The organism is Rhodococcus sp. 06-418-5, from assembly GCF_002258285.1.
Lineage (GTDB): Bacteria > Actinomycetota > Actinomycetes > Mycobacteriales > Mycobacteriaceae > Rhodococcoides.
Map to the genome: position 1 here is coordinate 1 of NZ_NOYE01000012.1, position 18,681 is coordinate 18,681.

At 66.7% G+C, this 18,681-nt stretch carries 20 protein-coding genes; 13 read left to right on the forward strand and 7 right to left on the reverse strand.

What is annotated here, in order from left to right; translation table 11 throughout:
* Nucleotides 1–240 precede the first annotated feature (240 nt).
* From CH274_RS05645 to CH274_RS05660, 4 genes are read left to right on the forward strand one after another with little or no spacing between them, the layout of a single operon-like run.
* On the forward strand, nucleotides 241–1,077 hold the full coding sequence (locus tag CH274_RS05645; RefSeq protein ID WP_094657221.1) for a biotin--[acetyl-CoA-carboxylase] ligase: 837 nt from the start codon (nucleotides 241–243) through the stop codon (nucleotides 1,075–1,077).
* A 47-nt stretch (nucleotides 1,078–1,124) separates the two neighbouring features.
* A complete protein-coding gene (locus tag CH274_RS05650) occupies nucleotides 1,125–1,724 on the forward strand; it encodes a PH domain-containing protein (protein WP_045199999.1) in 600 nt (199 codons plus the stop codon).
* A 39-nt stretch (nucleotides 1,725–1,763) separates the two neighbouring features.
* Entirely contained in the window at nucleotides 1,764–2,444 is a 681-nt protein-coding gene (locus tag CH274_RS05655; protein WP_032398281.1) for a response regulator transcription factor, read from the forward strand.
* 6 nt (nucleotides 2,445–2,450) lie between these two features.
* Nucleotides 2,451–3,770 (forward strand): sensor histidine kinase, encoded by a 1,320-nt coding sequence (locus CH274_RS05660; protein WP_032397649.1) that lies wholly within the window; start codon nucleotides 2,451–2,453, stop codon nucleotides 3,768–3,770.
* Nucleotides 3,771–3,775: 5 nt separating this feature from the next.
* On the opposite strand, the gene CH274_RS05665 is transcribed toward CH274_RS05660, so the two are convergent.
* A complete protein-coding gene (locus tag CH274_RS05665) occupies nucleotides 3,776–4,336 on the reverse strand; it encodes a GtrA family protein (protein WP_179272769.1) in 561 nt (186 codons plus the stop codon).
* 198 nt (nucleotides 4,337–4,534) lie between these two features.
* On the opposite strand from CH274_RS05665, the gene CH274_RS05670 reads away from it, so the two are divergent.
* The 3 genes from CH274_RS05670 to CH274_RS05680 are packed head-to-tail and all read left to right on the forward strand — an operon-like array spanning nucleotide 4,535 to nucleotide 6,655.
* Nucleotides 4,535–5,737: a 5-(carboxyamino)imidazole ribonucleotide synthase gene (locus CH274_RS05670; RefSeq protein WP_371828401.1), complete on the forward strand. Its 1,203-nt coding sequence runs from the start codon at nucleotides 4,535–4,537 to the stop codon at nucleotides 5,735–5,737.
* Nucleotides 5,730–6,269 (forward strand): 5-(carboxyamino)imidazole ribonucleotide mutase, encoded by a 540-nt coding sequence (gene purE / locus CH274_RS05675; protein ID WP_094656951.1) that lies wholly within the window; start codon nucleotides 5,730–5,732, stop codon nucleotides 6,267–6,269. The genes CH274_RS05670 and purE overlap by 8 nt, the downstream gene beginning before the upstream one ends.
* Nucleotides 6,266–6,655: a hypothetical protein gene (locus tag CH274_RS05680; protein ID WP_373453908.1), complete on the forward strand. Its 390-nt coding sequence runs from the start codon at nucleotides 6,266–6,268 to the stop codon at nucleotides 6,653–6,655. Before purE ends, CH274_RS05680 begins: the two co-directional genes overlap by 4 nt.
* On the opposite strand, the gene CH274_RS05685 is transcribed toward CH274_RS05680, so the two are convergent.
* Together CH274_RS05685 and CH274_RS05690 are read right to left on the reverse strand one after the other, a co-directional pair.
* The gene (locus CH274_RS05685; RefSeq protein ID WP_032397652.1) at nucleotides 6,643–7,368 is read right to left on the reverse strand and encodes a TIGR03089 family protein; all 726 of its coding nucleotides are present in this window, start codon (nucleotides 7,366–7,368) and stop codon (nucleotides 6,643–6,645) included. The two genes, CH274_RS05680 and CH274_RS05685, sit on opposite strands and share 13 nt — an antisense overlap.
* 59 nt (nucleotides 7,369–7,427) lie before the next feature.
* Nucleotides 7,428–8,852: an LCP family protein gene (locus CH274_RS05690; protein WP_094657222.1), complete on the reverse strand. Its 1,425-nt coding sequence runs from the start codon at nucleotides 8,850–8,852 to the stop codon at nucleotides 7,428–7,430.
* A 442-nt stretch (nucleotides 8,853–9,294) separates the two neighbouring features.
* Between CH274_RS05690 and rfbD the strand changes: the two genes are divergently transcribed.
* The 3 genes from rfbD to CH274_RS05705 are packed head-to-tail and all read left to right on the forward strand — an operon-like array spanning nucleotide 9,295 to nucleotide 12,179.
* Nucleotides 9,295–10,149, forward strand: coding sequence for a dTDP-4-dehydrorhamnose reductase (gene rfbD / locus CH274_RS05695; RefSeq protein WP_094656953.1), 855 nt, complete (start codon nucleotides 9,295–9,297; stop codon nucleotides 10,147–10,149).
* 34 nt (nucleotides 10,150–10,183) lie between these two features.
* Nucleotides 10,184–11,095, forward strand: coding sequence for a glycosyltransferase family 2 protein (locus tag CH274_RS05700; protein WP_032397654.1), 912 nt, complete (start codon nucleotides 10,184–10,186; stop codon nucleotides 11,093–11,095).
* Nucleotides 11,085–12,179: a sugar phosphate nucleotidyltransferase gene (locus CH274_RS05705; protein WP_032397655.1), complete on the forward strand. Its 1,095-nt coding sequence runs from the start codon at nucleotides 11,085–11,087 to the stop codon at nucleotides 12,177–12,179. Before CH274_RS05700 ends, CH274_RS05705 begins: the two co-directional genes overlap by 11 nt.
* Nucleotides 12,180–12,192: 13 nt before the next feature.
* Here the strand turns inward: CH274_RS05705 and CH274_RS05710 are convergent, their stop codons facing one another.
* The 3 genes from CH274_RS05710 to cofD all read right to left on the reverse strand — a co-directional run bounded on the left by CH274_RS05710 (nucleotide 12,193) and on the right by cofD (nucleotide 15,104).
* Entirely contained in the window at nucleotides 12,193–12,654 is a 462-nt protein-coding gene (locus tag CH274_RS05710; RefSeq protein WP_082074002.1) for an NUDIX hydrolase, read from the reverse strand.
* A gap of 108 nt (nucleotides 12,655–12,762) precedes the next feature.
* Nucleotides 12,763–14,133 carry a coenzyme F420-0:L-glutamate ligase gene (locus CH274_RS05715; RefSeq protein WP_094656954.1) on the reverse strand — a complete coding sequence of 457 codons (1,371 nt, stop codon included), beginning with the start codon at nucleotides 14,131–14,133 and terminating at the stop codon, nucleotides 12,763–12,765.
* Complete coding sequence (gene cofD / locus CH274_RS05720) at nucleotides 14,130–15,104, reverse strand: 2-phospho-L-lactate transferase (protein ID WP_094656955.1); 975 nt, start codon at nucleotides 15,102–15,104, stop codon at nucleotides 14,130–14,132. The genes CH274_RS05715 and cofD overlap by 4 nt, the downstream gene beginning before the upstream one ends.
* Nucleotides 15,105–15,817: 713 nt before the next feature.
* Here cofD and CH274_RS05725 point away from each other — a divergent pair.
* Nucleotides 15,818–16,051 (forward strand): WhiB family transcriptional regulator, encoded by a 234-nt coding sequence (locus CH274_RS05725; RefSeq protein ID WP_027496498.1) that lies wholly within the window; start codon nucleotides 15,818–15,820, stop codon nucleotides 16,049–16,051.
* 30 nt (nucleotides 16,052–16,081) lie between these two features.
* Here the strand turns inward: CH274_RS05725 and CH274_RS05730 are convergent, their stop codons facing one another.
* Nucleotides 16,082–16,561: a metallopeptidase family protein gene (locus CH274_RS05730; RefSeq protein ID WP_032397658.1), complete on the reverse strand. Its 480-nt coding sequence runs from the start codon at nucleotides 16,559–16,561 to the stop codon at nucleotides 16,082–16,084.
* Between the two features lie 72 nt (nucleotides 16,562–16,633).
* Between CH274_RS05730 and CH274_RS05735 the strand changes: the two genes are divergently transcribed.
* Together CH274_RS05735 and CH274_RS05740 are read left to right on the forward strand one after the other, a co-directional pair.
* Nucleotides 16,634–17,044 carry a DUF3499 domain-containing protein gene (locus CH274_RS05735; RefSeq protein ID WP_179275648.1) on the forward strand — a complete coding sequence of 137 codons (411 nt, stop codon included), beginning with the start codon at nucleotides 16,634–16,636 and terminating at the stop codon, nucleotides 17,042–17,044.
* A 196-nt stretch (nucleotides 17,045–17,240) separates the two neighbouring features.
* Nucleotides 17,241–18,623, forward strand: a complete 1,383-nt coding sequence (locus tag CH274_RS05740; RefSeq protein WP_094657224.1) for a phosphomannomutase/phosphoglucomutase — start codon at nucleotides 17,241–17,243, stop codon at nucleotides 18,621–18,623.
* Nucleotides 18,624–18,681: the final 58 nt, after the last annotated feature.

Here is an 18,681-nt window from a genome sequence, read left to right on the forward strand (position 1 = left end):
GTGGACCTTGTCCACCGCCGCCTCACCGGACGGAATCTCCGCAACCGCGAGACGTTTACGAAGATCGGCCAATTTACCCGCAGTGGTATGGATATCGGGGGCTTCGGCCGACCCGTGTGCAGTGGAATCCTGGACGCTGGTCATGGGGCACTACTTTAACTGCGAGTGTGATCTGCGCCCCGACCGAGGGTGGTTCGCGGCAGGCCCAGGGCCTGTCGCCGAGCCCATATGCTGGTGCGTATGTGGACAAACCTCGATCGCCCACCACTGGACGTTCGCGCGCTTCGCCGGGCACTGGTGGACGGCCCGCAGGCCTCCTGGTCTCGGGTGGACGTGGTAGCGGAAACCGGTTCGACCAACGCGGACCTGATCGCGGGCGCAGCGAATTACGCGGACCGGACGGCACTGATCGCCGAACATCAGGACAGCGGACGCGGCAGGCACGCGCGACCGTTCTCCGGTGTGCCGCGGTCGCAGATTCTGGTGTCGATGCTGCTGAAGTTCCCCGGAATCGATCCGGCCGTGCTCGGGTGGGTATCGCTCATGACCGGAATCGCACTGGTCGACGCGTTGCGCACCGTCGGTGAAGTCGATGCTCGACTGAAATGGCCCAACGACGTCCTCATCGGTGGCAAGAAAGTCTCGGGCATCCTGGCCGAGGTCGCCGCGCACGGGCCCTCGCCCACCGTCGTCATCGGGCTCGGAGTGAACGTGTCGATGACGAGCGACGAGCTGCCGGTGCCCACGGCGACGTCTCTGGCGCTGGAAGGGGCTGCGGTTCTCGACCGCGACACGTTGGTTCGGGCGATCCTGCGGGGAATGGCCGCCGAGGTGGACTCGTGGCGGGACTCGAACTGGAACACCGACGCCCTCGTCCACCGGTACCGGGAGAGGTGCGGCACCATCGGACAGCGTGTACGAGTCGATCTGCCCGGCGGCGACGAGAAGGTGGGAACGGCAATCGACGTCGACGATCACGGCCGGATCGTGATCGAGGTCGAGCAGCAAGGGTCCGACGCGCCGTCGGTGCTGGCCGTGGCCGCCGGTGATGTCACTCATCTCCGACCCCTCTCGTGAGACCATATCGACTCGACGGAAGTCGAAGCGAGTAGTCAGGAGTGCACGTGGGTTACCCACAGGACGCGTTGGCCGACGAGGAAGAGCTCCTGCTCCATCATCACCCCCACTGGAAGATGCTCGTCCTGCCGTCGGTGACATTCGTTCTGGTCACCGGCCTGGCAGGGGTCGGTCTCGGAGTCGCGAGTGCGCGGCTCGAATCGACCGCCGCGAACGTCGCCATGATCGCCACCGCGGTGCTGTGGGTGGCGATCGTCGTGTGGCGGTGCCTGGTGCCGCTGATCAGCTGGAAGTGCACGCATTTCATCGTCACCGACCGGCGAGTGTTGATCAGACAGGGCGTGCTCACCCACTCCGGCATCGACATTCCGATGAGCCGAATCAGCAACGTGCAGTTTCGCCACGGACTCCTCGACCGGATGTTGCGAACCGGGACGCTCATCATCGCCTCGGCATCGGACGATCCGCTCGAGTTCGACGACATTCCGCACGTACAACGTGTGCATTCCCTGCTCTACCAGCAGGTATTCGACTCGATGGAGTACCGCCGGGAATCCGTGCACGGCCTGCAGGGAGCGTTCGAGCCGATTCCCGAGGATTCGGCTGTCGAGTCCAAACCAGGTTGGCGAGCCGGGAAACGCAGGTAACACAGGCTGTTCTCACCTTCGAACCGTATGGTGACCGATGTGACCGACGTGCTGCTTGCCGAAGACGACGAAGCCATCGCTGCGCCCCTGTCCCGAGCTCTCGGACGTGAGGGCTACACGGTGACCGTCGAACAGACCGGCCCCGCAACCCTCCAGCGCGCGCTGGATGGAAAGTTCGACCTGTTGATACTCGACCTCGGCCTGCCGGGGATGGACGGCCTCGAAGTGTGTCGGCAGGTGCGTGCCAACCGATCCGAGGTCGCCGTACTCATGCTCACCGCGCGAACCGACGAGGTCGACTTCGTGGTCGGTCTCGACGCCGGGGCCGACGACTACGTCGGCAAGCCCTTCCGGCTCGCCGAGCTCATGGCCCGCGTACGTGCGTTGCTCCGCCGCCGTGGTGCCGGGGAGGATTCCCCGATCGAGGTCGGTGCCATTCGTCTCGAACCCGCTGCTCGACGCGTCCTGGTCAGCGGCACCGAGATATCTCTGGCCAACAAGGAGTACGAGCTGCTCAAGGTCTTGCTCGACCATGCGGGCCAAGTCGTCTCTCGTGAGGTGATCCTGCGTGAGGTCTGGGGCGACGCGGAGCTGCGCGGATCGAAGACCCTCGACATGCACATGTCCTGGCTGCGTCGCAAGATCGGCGACGAAGGACCCGTGGCCGAGCGTCGTATCGCGACGGTGCGCGGCGTCGGCTTCCGTATCAACAGCGACTAGCGGTCGATGCGGCGCCGGATTCTGGTCTCGATTCTCGCTGTCGTCGTCATGACGGCCTTGCTGCTCGGTCTACCCCTGATGTACACCGCGTGGTTGTGGGTGGAGGATTTCACCCGCAACGACCTGCAGGCACGCCTGGATCGAATGGCGGCCGAGATCATTTCGCAGGAAGGGTCGGCGGGGCTGATCGAGGGCCAGCTCGATATCGGCTCGCTCCGGTTGGCGATCCCACAGGGTGGTCGGCTCGTGGTCATCTACCCGACCCCCGAGGATGCCGCGTCGCGCGCGGACATCGGGCAGTCGTCCGTGCCTCGACCGCTCGTCGAATCGCTGTCGATGGGTACCTCGGGTTCGCTTCGCCTCGAAGTTCCGTCCGACGACATGCGTTCCCTTCAGCGCCAGGCGCTCGGAGCGGTGACTCTCGTCGTTCTCGCATCGGCGATGGCAGGCACCGTCGTGGCCGTAGCGACGGCCAAGCGGCTGGCCGACCCGTTGCAGGATGTGGCGCGGCGCGCCGCCCGCCTGGCCGAGGGCGACTTTCGGCCGGACCCACGACGGCACGGCATCGCAGAACTCGATCGGGTCTCGGAGGTTCTCGATTCGGCGACCGTCGAGATCGCCGGGCGGCTGCAACGTGAACACACGTTGGTCGCCGATGTCTCGCATCAGCTTCGCAGCCGTCTGACCGCCGTCCGTCTACGTCTGGACGAGATCTCCACGCACCCGGATCCGGCAGTGGTCGACGAGGCCAATGAGGCGATGGATCAGGTGGACCGACTGACCCTCGCCATCGACGAGCTCGTTCGATCCTCTCGAAGTGACGGCGCTGCCGACGCGCACGAGGTCTCGGTCGTCGAGGAACTGATCGGCACCGTCGTCGAGTGGCAGCGAAACTTCGAGGACGTGGGGCGGACCCTGGTGCTCAAGGGTGATGCGGACCTGAAGGCATCGGTGACCGGCTCGCGGTTGCGCGAAGCGGTCTCGGTTCTGGTGGACAATTCTCTGGTGCACGGAGAAGGCGCGTGCACGGTGGCGGTTCGGGCCGTCTCGGCGGTCGAGAGCACCGAGGGACGCCGTGAACGACTGGTCTGTGTCGAGGTCTCGGACGAGGGACCGGGGGTGAGCAACGAACTCGCTCCGCACATCTTCGACCGTGGATTCTCGGGAGCCGGTTCCACCGGTGTCGGGCTCGCGCTGGCCCGGGCGCTGATCGAGGCGGACGGTGGCAGGCTGGAACTGCAGCGCCGCCGTCCGGCGCTCTTCTCGGTCTTCCTGCCTGCGTGGCGTGAACCGTCGGCTGCCGTGCCTCGGCGCGAGCCGCGCTGATCGTCTCAGGGAAGGTCGAGTGCGTCCGCTGCGTCGGTCGGGTCCTCGTTGCGTTCGGCGTCCACTTCCAAGATGGTGCGCGCGTTGTCCTCGGGGAAGGCGAAGCGGCGCAGTGCCCAGAACCGGAATGCCATCTGCAGCAGGTTGCCGATGATGTAGTTGAGGACGAAGTCGATGATGACCACCGTGGTCAGCGACTCACTGGTGTCGCGAATGTCGAAGACGTTGTTCGCGATCCACAGGGGACCGGCTGCGATGAGCACGCCGATGCCGCTGATCGCGAAGAAGAGCAGTGCCTCGTGGTGCCGCTCGCGTCCGCCGCGATGCTTGAATGCCCACTCGCGGTTGAGGAAGTAGCTGAGCAGGGTGGCGAGAACACCCGAGATGATCTTGGCGATCACCGGCTTCTGCTCGAGCACCGTCAGGCTCAGCGAGTAGAAGATGACGAGGTCGAACACCATCGTCGTGCCACCGACGATGGCGAACTTGATCAGCTCACTGTGCCGGATCGCGAGGTCCCGAATGGGCGTGGGTAAGCGTTGGAGCACGCTTGCGATCGTCGGCACAACGGTGAAGTCTACGAAACCCACCCTGGATTCGCCGAACCGAGGCTCCGATCATCAGGGTTTCCACAGGTCCTCGCCCAGCAAGTGGCCCGGCGGGCCGGACGCCGGTTCGGACCGAATGCGCGCGACATGACACCATGGTGAGCCGTGACAGGTACCGAACCGCGCCCCACCGCTGCGCGCCCGTCGTCGACCGGAATGCCCGTGGTGACGATGATCGGCGGCGGGCAACTCGCCCGAATGACTCACCAGTCCGCCATCGAACTCGGACAGACTCTTCGCGTCCTCGCCGCGGGTGCCGACGAGCCGGCAGCTCAGGTCAGCCCCGACGTCGTCTTCGGGCACCACGACGACCTCGATGCGCTCCGCACGGCCGCGACCGGTTCCAACGCTCTCACCTTCGACCACGAGCAGGTGCCGACCGAGCACCTCGAGACTCTCGTGGCGGAAGGCGTCAACGTGCAGCCGCCACCGAGTGCGTTGATCTTCGCCCAGGACAAACTTCGTATGCGCCGCAAGCTCGCCGAACTCGGCGCGCCCGGTCCCGCCTACGCCGAGGTCTCGTGGGCGCAGGACGCGATTGCGTTCGGAGACGAGCACGGGTGGCCGGTGGTACTCAAGGCCGTTCGCGGCGGCTACGACGGGCGCGGCGTCTGGATGCCCGCCGACGCCGAGGAAGCCGAGGCGATCGTCACTGCCCAACTCGACCTGGGTGTACCGCTCATGGTCGAGGAGAAGGTCGCCATGCGCCGCGAGCTGTCGGCGATGGTCGCCCGGTCGCCGTTCGGCCAGGGTGCCGCGTGGCCCGTCGTGCAGACCGTGCAACGCAACGGCCAGTGCGCCGTCGTGCTGGCACCTGCTCCCGACCTCGACGAGGACGTGGCCACGTTCGCAGGCAGGCTCGCGCTCGACATCGCCGGTGCGCTCGGCGTCGTCGGAGACCTCGCTGTCGAACTGTTCGAGACCACCTCGGGCAAACTCCTGGTCAACGAACTCGCCATGCGCCCCCACAACTCCGGGCACTGGACCATGGACGGGTGTCGCACCTCGCAGTTCGAGCAGCACCTGCGTGCGGTACTCGACTACCCGCTCGGCGACACCGATCCACTCGCTCCGGTGACGGTGATGGCCAACATTCTGGGCGCGCCCGAGGCCCCCGAGATGACGATGGACGAGCGGCTGCATCACCTGTTCGCCCGCATGCCCGATGCGAAGGTGCATCTGTACGGCAAGGGCGAGCGCAAGGATCGCAAGATCGGCCACGTGAACATCCTGGGCGCGCAATCGGGTTCGCTTGCCGACCCCGCCTACGTGGCCGCGGTGCGCGAGCGAGCCGAACGCGCAGCGCACTGGATGTCGCACGCCGAATGGACCGACGGATGGGACCCGCACGATGACTGACAACACTCCTGCCCCCGATGGTCGTTCCGCAGGCTCCACTCCTGCCGTGGGCCTGATCATGGGCAGCGATTCCGACTGGCCCACCATGGAAGCAGCAGCAGAAGCACTGGCGGAGTTCGGAATTCGCTTCGAGGTGGGCGTCGTGTCGGCGCACCGCACCCCGCAGCGCATGCTCGACTACGCGCGCGAGGCCGCAGGCCGCGGGATCCGGGTGATCATCGCCGGTGCCGGGGGAGCGGCCCACCTGCCCGGCATGGTCGCGTCGGCGACGCCGCTGCCGGTCATCGGCGTTCCGGTGCCCCTGAAGTACCTCGACGGTATGGACTCGCTGCTCTCGATCGTCCAGATGCCCGCCGGTGTTCCCGTGGCCACCGTCTCCATCGGTGGTGCACGCAACGCAGGGCTGCTCGCGGTCCGGATTCTCGGTGCATCCGATCCGGCTCTGCAAGAACGGATGGCTGCGTTCCAGGCCTCGCTCGAGGCCATGGTGCTGGAGAAGGACAAAGCGCTGCGCACCACTCTGCTCGGGTGAGCGCAGCCGTGTCACGCAGCGAGCAGATCGAGCGCGCAGGTCGCGGTAGTCGGCAGTCCATGCTCGTGACACGGCTGGCGTTGCTCTATGCCCGGCTCTGGCGCGGTACGGCGCGCTTCGACGACGAATTCTCCCTGTTCGTGTGCACCGGGCTGCGCGGCGGATTCGGCCGCGGCGGAACGACATTCGGCGGTGCCTATCTGACGAAGGGCAACACCGCCCGTCGGGTACTTCGGCACGAGGCCGTACACGCAGACCAATGGGCGAACTTCGGGCTCACCTTCCCGTTCCGCTACCTCGCCGAGGAAGCGCGGCATCGGGGCCCGGCGAACAAGTTCGAGATCGAGGCCGGACTCGCCGACGGTGGCTACCGTCAGCCCGGCTGAGCAGCGGTGGCGGTGACCTTTTCGGTCTCGGCGCGCCGCTGGGACTTCGTCTCGTCCGGATTGGCCACCTGAACCAATGACGCACCGACGACGAGAACCGAGAGCAGACCGTCGATCAGCTCGTCGGCCGTGTTCCAGGACGCGCTGGAGGCGATCCGGTCCGAGGCCGTCCACGACCGTGCGTCGGCTCGCTCACGAGCGGCAGCGAGCACCTCGTCCACCGAACGCCCGTCCAGTGCCGCGCCTGCGCTCGCGGAACCCGCGACCCTGAACTGATCGCCGTGCACCCGCACCGACGTCGCGTAATCGGTCATGCCGATCGGCAGATCGGGAACCGCCTTGCCGAACGCGTCGAGCGAGAACGCCAACACCTCGTCCGCCTCGGGAGACTCGTCGAGCCGATCGCCCGACACCATCGCCACGTCCGCGGAGTCGTCGGCCCCGATGACCACCTCGCCGCCTGCCCACCAGACTCCCAGCAGCGCCGCAGCCGTCTGCCAGTGCGCGGGCAACAGTACACTCACCCTGCCACCCACCTCGAAGGCGAACTCGTCGCGCAGCAGGTTGGCGGTCTTGGCGGCCCAGTTCGCGAGGGTCACCGCCGACACCTCGACCCGCTCACCGGACGCATCGTCGTAGAACGTCACGCGCGGACCGGCCGGATCGGCGGCGAGAATCGGGTCGAGCAGGGTCTGAGTCAGATTCGAAGCCACCCCAGCACCCTAGATGACGCTCGACGCCACCGATTCACACGCTCGGCGAGCGGCACCGATCAGTTGACGCACATCGGACCGGTGGAACCGGCGTCGATCGGAGCCGCCGGTGCCTCGGGAACCGCCGTACCCGATTCGGGAGCAATGGTTTCCGCAGTCGCGGCCTGCCCCGAGCCCGGCCCCGCGTAGTCGTTCGCGAGGACCACGCGCACGGTGTCCGCAGGCAGCGAGTCGTCGGCGGTGATCTGCAGATCGCCCAGGGCAGCCGACACGGCACGCGCGGCATCGCTGTCCACATCGGCAGCCTGGATACGGCTCGCGGAAATCGACGAGCCCTCGTAGTTTCCGATGGTGCCGTCGACGTATCCCAGTGCAGTCAGCGAGCCGGCGACACCGTTGGCGAGTCCGTCGATCCCGCTGTCGTTCGCGACGTCGACCGTCACCGTCGACGGATCGACAACCGGTGCGTCCGAATCCTCGGCGTTGGCCTCCGCCGAATTGCCGTCGCCGAGCAGTCCTTCGACGTACTTCTTCACCGCGGCCGGATCGACCTGCACGATCGATTCGCCGTAGTCGGTCGTCGCATTGATGTCGACTGCCGGGATCGTCTCGAACTTGACCTTGCCGCCTGCGAGATCCTGCAGGCGGGTGGCGAACTGCAGAATGTCCCAGTCGGAATCGAGCGTCACCGATCGCTGAACTGCGGTGCTGAGTTGGCCCAGTTTCGCGGGGTTGCTCAGTGTCTTGGCGCTGAGCACACTTCGCACCAGCGAGGCCATGAACACCTGCTGGCGCACGATGCGGTCCAGGTCTCCGCGGGGAAGATCGTGCCGCTGTCGGACGAAACTGAGAGCCTGCGAACCGGAGAGGTTCTGCTCGCCCGCCGGGAAGTTCGCACCCGAGAGTGGTTCCTGCACAGGGTTGTTCAGACACACCTCGACGCCGCCGACGGCATCGGTCAGCAGCACGAAGCCGAGCAGACCCACCTCGGCATAGTGATCGACGGTGATGCCGGTGAGGTTGGCGACGGAGTCGATGAGCGCCTCGCGCCCGGCTTCGGTGGCCTGTGATTCGGCATCGGCGTCGGTGACACCCTGCTCCACCAATTCGAGCCGCTTGTTCTCCTTCGTCGCGCCGTACGCAGCATTGATCTTCGACATCCCGATACCGGGAACCTCGACGTACGAGTCTCGCGGGATGGAGATCGCAGTGGCCGACGAACCATCGTTCGGGACGCGGATCAGCACGATCGTGTCGGTGTTGGACGCCACCTCTTCGCCTGCGTTCAGAGACGCGAGTTCGGCGGGGGACAACGCGTTGCCGTGGGCGTCGGTACGGCTGTCGGTGCCGACCATGAGAATGTCGACGGCACCGTCGGCGGCTCCGCCGAGACCGAGACCGCCCGCGGTGGCGATGTTCGAGCGCAGGCTGTCGACACTGCGCCAAGCGAAACCGGTCACCAGCAGAACCAGGATCGAGAGCACCGCGACCGCGACGTGCGTCGCGGGCCAGCGGGTACCGCCGACGCGAGGCGACCTGCCGTCGGATTCGGGTTGCTCGACGCCACCGTGAGCGCTGCGTCGTTCCGGCCGGCGCGATCTGTCCGCACGTTCGCTGCGAGTTCTCCGTCTGCCTTCTCCGCGGAGTTCGTCGTCGCCGTATCGGTGAGCAGCGTCCCCGCGGTCGGTGGGGCGGCCCGCGGTGCGCGCTCGGGGGCCGTCGGGTCGCCGGGGAGCGCTCCGCCTCGGCGGGGGAGTGCGCTCACCTCCGGGCGTGCCTGGATCTCGTGGCACCGTGACGACCCTCTCTCGTTTCCGGCCGGTCTGAGACACCCGCCTACTTCGTTGTTCCCCCCGCCGTTCGAAGGTTACTTGGCACCGGTCGCTGCCTCGCCGAAGCGAACGCGGCGTGCCACACTTGGCAACCGTGAATGCGATCGTGGTGACCGGTGCACACGGCCAGTTGGGCCGCCGAGTGATGTCTCTGGCCGCCGAACGAGGTGACGGTGTCGAGGTGTTCGGATATTCCTCCGCCGACCTGGACATCACCGACCCCGACGCCGTGGCTGCGGCGGTGACAGCGGGGGCAACGGTGATCAACTGTGCCGCGTACACCGCGGTCGATGCCGCCGAGACCGACGAGGCACGGGCATCGGCGGTCAACGCGGACGGCCCTCGAAATCTCGCGCGCGCCTGCGGGCGTGTCGGGGCCCGGTTGATCCACGTCTCCACCGATTATGTGTTCGACGGCACAGCAACAGAACCGTACGAGGTCGATGCGAAGACCGCACCGCAGTCGGCGTACGGACGCACCAAGCTCGCAGGCGAGCTCGCGGTGCACGAGGAACTGCCCGAGGCCGTGATCGTGCGGACCGCCTGGGTGTACGACAACACCGGCAAGAATTTCGTGACCACGATGCGTCGACTCGAAGGTGAGCGCGAGACGATCTCGGTGGTCGACGACCAGATCGGGTCGCCCACGTTCGCTCACGATCTGGCGTCGGGCCTGCTCGAGCTCGAAGCCGATCCTGCTGTGCGCGGTCGAACGCTGCACTACACCAATGCGGGGCAGGCCAGCTGGTTCGACCTCGCACGCGCGGTGTTCGCGGGCATCGGTGCCGATCCCGAGCGAGTGCAGCCGTGCTCGAGCGCCGAGTACGTCGTTCCGGCACCTCGGCCCGCGTACTCGGTGCTGTCACCGACTGCATGGGTCGATGCCGGTCTGACCCCGGCGCGGCCGTGGTCGGACGCGTTGGCGGCCGCCTTGACGCAGTCGACATGAGGGTCGGACGCGAGATCGGGCTAGTCTTGCCCGCGTGAGTTCCGAGCTGGCCGTGGTGACGGTGACCTATTCACCCGGCGAATACCTTGACCAGTTCCTGACGTCTCTGCGTGAGGCGACGACGCGTCCCCTTCGGGTGATCATGGCGGACAACGGCTCGGTCGACGGCACGCCCGAGGCAGCCGAGGCCGCGTTCGAGGAGGCGGAACTGCTGCGAACCGGAGCGAACATCGGTTACGGCGCAGCGGTCAACCGCGCGGTGGCCGAGATCGACCCCGACGTCGAGTTCGTCGTCGTGGCCAACCCCGACGTGCGGTGGCATCCCGGATCCCTCGACGGCCTGCTCGACGCTGCGGCGCGTTGGCCACGGGCGGGTGCCCTCGGACCGCTCATTCGTGAGCCCGACGGCTCGCGTTACCCGTCGGCACGGTCGGTGCCCGATCTCACGTCCGGTGCAGGCCATGCGGTGTTGGGCAAACTGTGGCCGACGAACCCGTGGACTCGGCGGTATCGCCAGGAGAACGAGACGGTCAGCGAGCGTCCGGTGGGGTGGCTGTCGGGATCGTGCCTGTTGCTGCGGCGTTCGGCATTCGACTCGATCGGTGGATTCGACTCGCGCTACTTCATGTACATGGAGGACGTGGATCTCGGCGACCGGCTCGGAAGAGCGGGCTGGCACAACGTCTACGTTCCCGATGTCGAGGTGACCCACTCGAAAGGTCATGCGGCAGGACGGCATCCGGAAGTGATGTTGCCCGCACATCACACCAGCGCGTACCGCTTCCAGGCCGATCGGCACGACCGGACGTGGCAGGCTCCCTTACGATGGGCCCTGCGCGCAGGTCTCGGTCTTCGCTCGAAGATCGTTGTGGCCGGAGCGCTTCGGGCGCGGGCAGTTGACGGACGAGTATCGGACGAGAGAACAGAGGCTGGACATGTCGGATAGTTCCACATCGGGTGCCGCACGTACCGACGCAGTCATCTTGGTGGGCGGCAAGGGAACTCGGCTCCGGCCGCTGACGCTCTCGGCACCCAAGCCGATGCTCCCCACCGCTGGGTTGCCGTTCCTCACGCACCTGCTGGCGCGCATCAAGGCCGCAGGCATCGAGCACGTGGTTCTCGGTACATCGTTCAAAGCCGAAGTGTTCGAGCAGCATTTCGGGGACGGATCCTCGCTCGGCATCGAACTCGAGTACGTCTTCGAGACCGAGCCGATGGGCACCGGTGGAGGTATCAGAAACGTACTGCCGCGTCTGCGCGCCGAGAACGTCATGGTCTTCAACGGCGACGTCCTGGGCGGCACCGATCTGACAGCGGTGCTCGATACGCACCGAACCACCGATGCGGACGTCACGTTGCATCTGGTTCGCGTCGGTGACCCGCGCGCGTTCGGTTGCGTACCGACGGACGAATCAGGCCGGGTGACAGCGTTTCTCGAAAAGACTCAGGATCCGCCGACCGATCAGATCAACGCGGGCTGCTACGTCTTCAAGCGCGAGATCATCGAGTCCATTCCGTCCGATCGCCCGGTGTCGGTGGAGCGAGAGGTGTTCCCCGCCTTGCTGGCCGAGGACAAGAAGGTCTACGGGCACGTCGACAGTGCCTACTGGCGCGACATGGGAACACCGGAGGATTTCGTCAAGGGCTCGGCCGATCTGGTTCGCGGCATCGCGCCGTCGCCTGCACTGCACGGTGATCGCGGCGAATCACTTGTTCATCCGGGTGCAGGCGTGGCCCCTGGTGCCTTGCTGATCGGTGGAACCGTCGTCGGACGCGGTGCCGAGATCGGGGCGGGTGCCCGCCTCGACGGGGCCGTCGTGTTCGACGGTGCGATCGTCGAAGCAGGGGCCGTCGTCGAGAGATCCATCCTCGGCTTCGGGGCCCGTATCGGACCCCGCGCACTGGTGCGCGACGCGGTCATCGGAGACGGTGCCGACATCGGTGCTCGCTGCGAGTTGCTCCGCGGCGCGCGCGTGTGGCCCGGGGTCAAGTTGCCCGACGGTGGAGTCCGCTTCTCCACCGACGTCTGAGGCGTGCTCGCCGTCAGCGGCGGCGGGCAGCGAGTGCGACGAGGTGGTCGATCGTCTCTCGCTCGGCGTCGTCGGGCAATGCATCGACCGGCCACCAGCGCAGATCCGTCGATTCCTCGCTGCGGACCGCTCGCGCGCCGTCCGGGGCCCGGACCAGGAATCTGAGGTCGAGGTGCCGCGTCGGTGCGCCGAGCGAGCACGTGATCGGGTGGGTGTGCGCCGAGAGCAGTATCGGATCGATGGTCAGATCGGCGATCCCGGATTCCTCGGTGGCCTCCCGTAGCGCGGCGTCGACCACGGTCTCGTCGGTCGGTTCGCAGTGGCCACCGAGTTGAATCCACCGACCGACCTTGGGATGAAGCGTCAGCAGCACATGGGCTCCCGATGCGTCGAGGACCAGCGAGGACGCGGTGAAGTGTCCGGCCCGGTTGGCGCGCAGGCAGGCGTCGGGATTGCTGTCGAGAAACGCCAGCATGGTGTGCCGGAGCGATTCGTCTCCCGAGTCGGAGGGTGCCCAGCCGTGCAGGGCCGTGCCGACCGAGTTCCACAGTGTCGAACGACGCGGCGTCGCCGCCGACACGCTTCAGACCTCCAGCAGCGAGGAGCCGGGCACCACTGGCTCCCGCACGGTCAGCGGCTCGGCGGAGTGCCCGATCGCGATGGCCCCCATGGCTTTCCAATCCGCTCGCAGGCCGAGTTCGGCGCGCACGGTGTCGGCCGCGAAGATCGTCGAGCCGATCCAACAGCTGCCCAGGTCACGAACCGCGAGAGCGACGAGCAAAGCCTGTACGGCCGCGCCGACGGCGACGGTGAACATCGTGTCCTCCGCCGCCCGTCGCCGCTCGTCGGGGTACGAGTGTGCGCCGTCGGGCACACAGAACGGGATCACGATCTCCGGAGCGTCGAACAGAATGTCGCCGCGGCTCAGTCGTGCGGCTGTTCGCTCCTCGCTCAGGCCGTCTGCGGTCAGGTCGGCTCGCCATTGCTCTCGCATCGCCTCGAGCAGCCGGCGGCGCAGCGCGGGTGTCCTGACCCAGACGAAGCGGACCGGACGGGTGTGGTGCGGAGCAGGGGCGGTGAGGGCATCGGACACGGCAGCACGAACGGAGTCGGGATCGACGGGTTCGTCGGTGAACGAGCGCACCGACCGTCGGAGCAGGAGGGCTTCGCGTCGACCACGATCGAGTGCCTCGGCGGTGCCGAGCCAGAACAGATCGTCCTCACCCCCGCGCAGGAGGGCTGCGGCGGTGGAACCGTCGTCGACCGGAGTCAGTCCGCGCACCACGGCGATCGGAACCCCGCCCAGCTTGCCTTTCACCAGATCGCCTGCGGCAGCGAGCTCGTCGGCGATCGCGACCTCGGTGACGACGAGCTCGTTCCCTTGGCCGTCCTCGGCTCCGGCGTATGCATGTAGGACGCCGAGGCCCGCCGCTCCGATGGCGGCGTCGGTCTGGCCGATCCGCCACGCCCGCCCCATGGTGTCGGTGACGACCACGGCGACCGTCACCCCCAGGAGCGACCCGAGGGCAGTGCGGAGTGCTGCGGCACTGGCGTCGGGGTTCTCGGGCAGCAGCGCCAGTTCGCCGCCGTCGACGTTGGAGCCGTCGATTCCCGACGCGGCCTGCACGATGCCGAGTCGATTCTCGGTGATGAGGGTGCGGCCCTTGCGGGCGACGATGCGTACGGCTTCCTGTTCCACCAGGACTCTGCGGGCGGCATCTCGCTCGTCTGCATCGCGAGGTGCCTGTACGAGACGGCCCTCGACCTTGGAGAGAATCTTGCTGGTGACGATGAGGATGTCGCCGTCACGCAACCATGGCGCACGGTCCGCGACGGTCGCAGCGAGATCGTCGCCCGGCCGGAACTCGGGGAGCCCGGTCACCGGAAGAATTTCGATGGCCCCGCCGGGCGCGTGATCACTGGGTGCGGTGTGTGTGGTGTGGGAGTCGGTCACAGGTCGAGTCCGGCTGCGCGCAGTGCAGTGCGTGCCATCACTGCAGTGGTCTCGGGGTCGGTCATCAGCAACGGAACCGACTGCACGTCCACACCGTCGACGACCGCCGTATCGGTGGTGTGCACCAGCCATGCGTCGAGAATGCCGGTACCGCTCCGGCTTCCGTAATGACGGCCCACCGCCTGCGCCGTGGTCTCGACTCCGATGACGGACAGGCACTCGTCGGCCATGCCGCGCAACGGCTTACCGTCGACGACGGGGGACAGGCCGACGACTTTGGCATCCGTCGTGCGAAGCGCACCGCGGATACCCGGCACTGCGAGGATCGCACCGACACTGACCACCGGGTTGGACGGCGCGAGGACGACGGCGTCGGCCTCGGTGATCGCCTCGACGACTCCCGGTGCCGGAGTTGCCTGTTCGGCTCCGATGTTGGCGAAGCTGTGGGTCGGGATCTGTGCGCGATACCGAACCCACCACTCCTGGAAGTGAATTGCGCGCTGCTGCTCGCCGCTCGGGTCGTCGGGATCGGTGACGACGACATGGGTCTCGGAGCGATCGTCGGTGACGGGCAGCAGCCGGACTCCCGGTTGCCAACGGTTGCACAGAGCTTCGGTGACGGCGGACAGCGGAAAGCCGGTGCGCAACATACGACTGCGGATCAGGTGCGTGGCGATGTCGCGGTCGCCGAGTCCGAACCAGTCGGGATCGGCACCGTAGGATGCCAACTCGTCTCGAGCGTTCCAGGTCTCCGCGATCCGACCCCAGCCTCGATCGGTGTCGATCCCGCCGCCGAGGGTGTACATGCAGGTGTCGAGATCCGGGCAGATGCGGAGTCCGTGCATCCACACGTCGTCGCCGACGTTGACCACGGCGGTGATCTCGTGCTCGGGCTCGTCGCCGAACAACGTTTTCAGGCCCTGCAGAAACCGAGCGCCACCGACGCCGCCGACCAGAACAGTAACTTTCACAACACGCGAGCCTAATGGGGTTGCGCTGGTGCGGGGTGAGCGCCCACCCCGTGCCGCAACGTCCGTGTGGACGGTTTGCGCGTGCCAGAACCGATGCGACACGCACGGGACGGGCTTCGATTCGGGGAGAGCGCCGATTTCGGGCATGTGATGGTATTGGATTTGCGCGATCGGCTTGACCGCGACACACCTGGACGTGTCTAATCACAGGTATGTCATTCAGTGTTCGCAGCACGAGTTCGATTGCGGCGAACCTGGTTTCGAACACTCGTTCCCTTCCTGTTCGTCCCTGACTGGACGTCGAGTAGAGGTCGAGAGTCGGATCCGGCACGTTGGACCAGCTCGATCGAATGACCGCGCGGGGCAAGGTATTCGAGAACACGAGGACCGAAAGTATCTGCGCTACCACAGGTGAGGAGGCGGAAGCGATGTATGACCAGCACGTGACACGTGATCAGCGGGGCGGACCCACTGCACATCTCAGCGCTGTCGACGACGCGCCGCAAACCGAGTCCGGCATCGGCGCAGATTCCAGCGTCTCGATCGATGCGGGTTCTGCGTACGTCGTCCCGACGGACGAGACCGACGACGTCGACGTCATCGACGCCGACGCGGAACTCGATTCGGATTCCGACGTCGACTCGATGCCGTTCGTCGCCGAGTCGGTTCCACCGGCCAAGCCGTTCCTCAGTCTCGTCGCGGGTTTCGACGAGATGTTCGAGGAAATCGAGGACCAGTGGCAGGAACGCGCACTGTGTGCGCAGACCGACCCCGAGGCCTTCTTCCCGGAGAAGGGCGGATCCACCCGCGAGGCGAAGCGCATCTGCCTCGGCTGCGAGGTCAAGGACGAGTGCCTCGAGTACGCGCTCGCCAACGACGAGCGGTTCGGCATCTGGGGCGGGCTGTCCGAGCGGGAGCGTCGCAGGCTCAAGCGCGGAATCGGCTGAGCAGTTCGGTTCGGTCTCCCGACGCGTCGGTCACTCCCCGGCCGGGTCGACCTCGTCCGGGTCGATTCCGAGATACGTGGCCACCTGCTCGACCAGAACCTCGAACAACAGATCCTCCAAATCCTCCGGATGCTTGGCGCGTCGTTCCAACGGGCGCCGAAACAGCACCACTCTGGCGCGTGTCGTCTCCCCGCGCTTGTCGATGCCGGCGGGTACCAGGCGTGAGAGCGGTACCGGACCCTCCGCCACCACCTCGGGTGGCCACGTCACCGATTCCGGATCCAACGCCCTGATCTTGGGTACCTCGTCCACGGCGATGTCGAGCTTCGAGAGCTTCTCGTGCCACCGATGATCGATCCGCGCGAACGCCTCGAGCACCAGCCGGTCGAACTTCTCCGCCCGTGAGCGCCGCGCCGGGATGTCCTCGGGCAGAACCGGTCCGCGGATGCCGCGTCCGTGTCGGGCCACGGACCGAGAAGTGATCCGGCGCGCGGATGAGAAACGAGGCATACGAGGAGGTTATCGCGCTCGTCCGGTGTGTCGGTCGTTCGGTCGGTTGCACCCACCGGATACTCTGCACTCGTGAGATCACTGCGTGGCTGCTGCAGGCCTGGTTGCAACCGTTCTGCCGTTGCGACGCTCACATACGTCTACTCCGATTCCACCGCGGTCGTCGGACCGCTGGCCACAGTCGACGAACCGCATTCCTGGGATCTGTGCGAGGTGCACGCGTCGACCACCACCGCTCCCAAGGGCTGGGAACTGGTGCGCTACGAAGGCGGCTACTCGACGTCGAGCCCCGACGAGGACGATCTGACGGCGCTCGCCGAAGCCGTACGCGAAGCGGGTCGCGGCGATCGCGTCCGATCCGAGGATCGCGAGAGCTACGATCGCTCGATCTCCCGGCCGTCCGAGACCGAACGCCGATCCGCTCCGGCCGTCCGAACGGGCAGGCGCGGCCACCTCCGAGTTCTTCCCGACCCCACGTCCTGAGCCGCCCGAGGACACCGAGTGTGGCGTCCGTCGGTCCGACTGGCCGGTCCGTCTGCCGTCTGGCAAGGTTCGGGGAGCAGGACAGAAACGGACCGCAAGGTTCAGCCGATACTTGGTGTGGATCGCACCGCTACCGACGCTCGATTTCCGACGCCGATGTGCGGCGTCGTCGACAACGATCACCAGGAGAATCTTCGTGGCCCGAACCGCAGAATCCGTGAACGCCGTCATCAAGGCATACGACGTCCGAGGCGTCGTGGGCGAGCAGATCGACGAGGCGTTCGTGCGCGACGTCGGTGCGTCGTTCGCTCGATTGGTTCGTGACGAGGCGGGGGCCGCGCGTTCGGTGGTCATCGGGCACGACATGCGTGATTCGTCGCCCGCACTCTCTCGTGCGTTCGCCGACGGCGTCACCGCTCAGGGGCTCGACGTCGTGCACATCGGCCTGGCGTCGACCGATCAGCTCTACTTCGCCTCGGGCCTGCTCGAATGCCCGGGAGCGATGTTCACCGCCAGTCACAACCCGGCGAAGTACAACGGGATCAAGCTCTGCCGCGCCGGTGCGAAGCCCGTGGGCCAGGACACCGGTCTGGCCACGGTGAAGGCCGAATTGGTGGACGGGGTACCGGAGTTCGACGGCCCCGCCGGGACCGTGACGTCTCGTGACGTGCTGACCGAGTACGCGCAGTTCCTGCGCGAACTGGTCGATCTGTCGGGGATTCGCGCCATGAAGATCGCGGTGGATGCAGGCAACGGCATGGGCGGGCACACCGTGCCCGCTGTGTTCGCGCCGCTGCCGGTGACGATCGAACCGTTGTTCTTCGAACTCGACGGCAGCTTTCCCAATCACGAGGCCAATCCACTCGACCCGGCGAACCTGGTGGACCTGCAGCGATTCGTCGTCGAGACCGGCTCCGAGATCGGCCTTGCCTTCGACGGCGACGCCGATCGGTGCTTCGTCGTCGACGAGAAGGGCGACCCGGTGTCACCGTCGGCGGTGACCTGCCTGGTGGCCGAGCGCGAGCTGGCCAAGGAGCCGGGCGCGGTCGTCATCCACAATCTGATCACCTCCCGTGCGGTACCTGAGCTGGTCGAGAAGCTCGGTGGCACGCCGGTCCGCACCCGCGTCGGCCACTCTTTCATCAAGCAGCAGATGGCCGACACCGGAGCCGTTTTCGGTGGCGAGCACTCGGCGCACTACTACTTCCGTGATTTCTGGGGAGCGGACTCGGGCATGCTTGCTGCGCTGCACGTTCTCGCGGCTTTCGGTGCACAGGATCGCCCCTTGTCGGAGATGATGGCCACCTACGAGACCTACAGCGCGTCGGGAGAGATCAACTCGACGGTCGGTGACGCAGCCGAACGGACCGAGGCCGTGCTCGCGGCGTTCGCCGATCGGACCGCCGGAATCGACCGCCTCGACGGCGTGACGGTCGAGTTGTCCGACGGCGGCTGGTTCAACCTGCGGGCATCCAACACCGAACCCCTGCTTCGACTCAATGTGGAAGCGCGGACCCGCGAAGAAGTCGACGCACTTTCGACGGAGATCTTGAGCATCGTTCGCGCCGGACTGGAATAGTGGTTACCGAGGGCCCGTGAGTGGGTATGCAGACGTTTCGAGCGGGTGACGTAAGGGG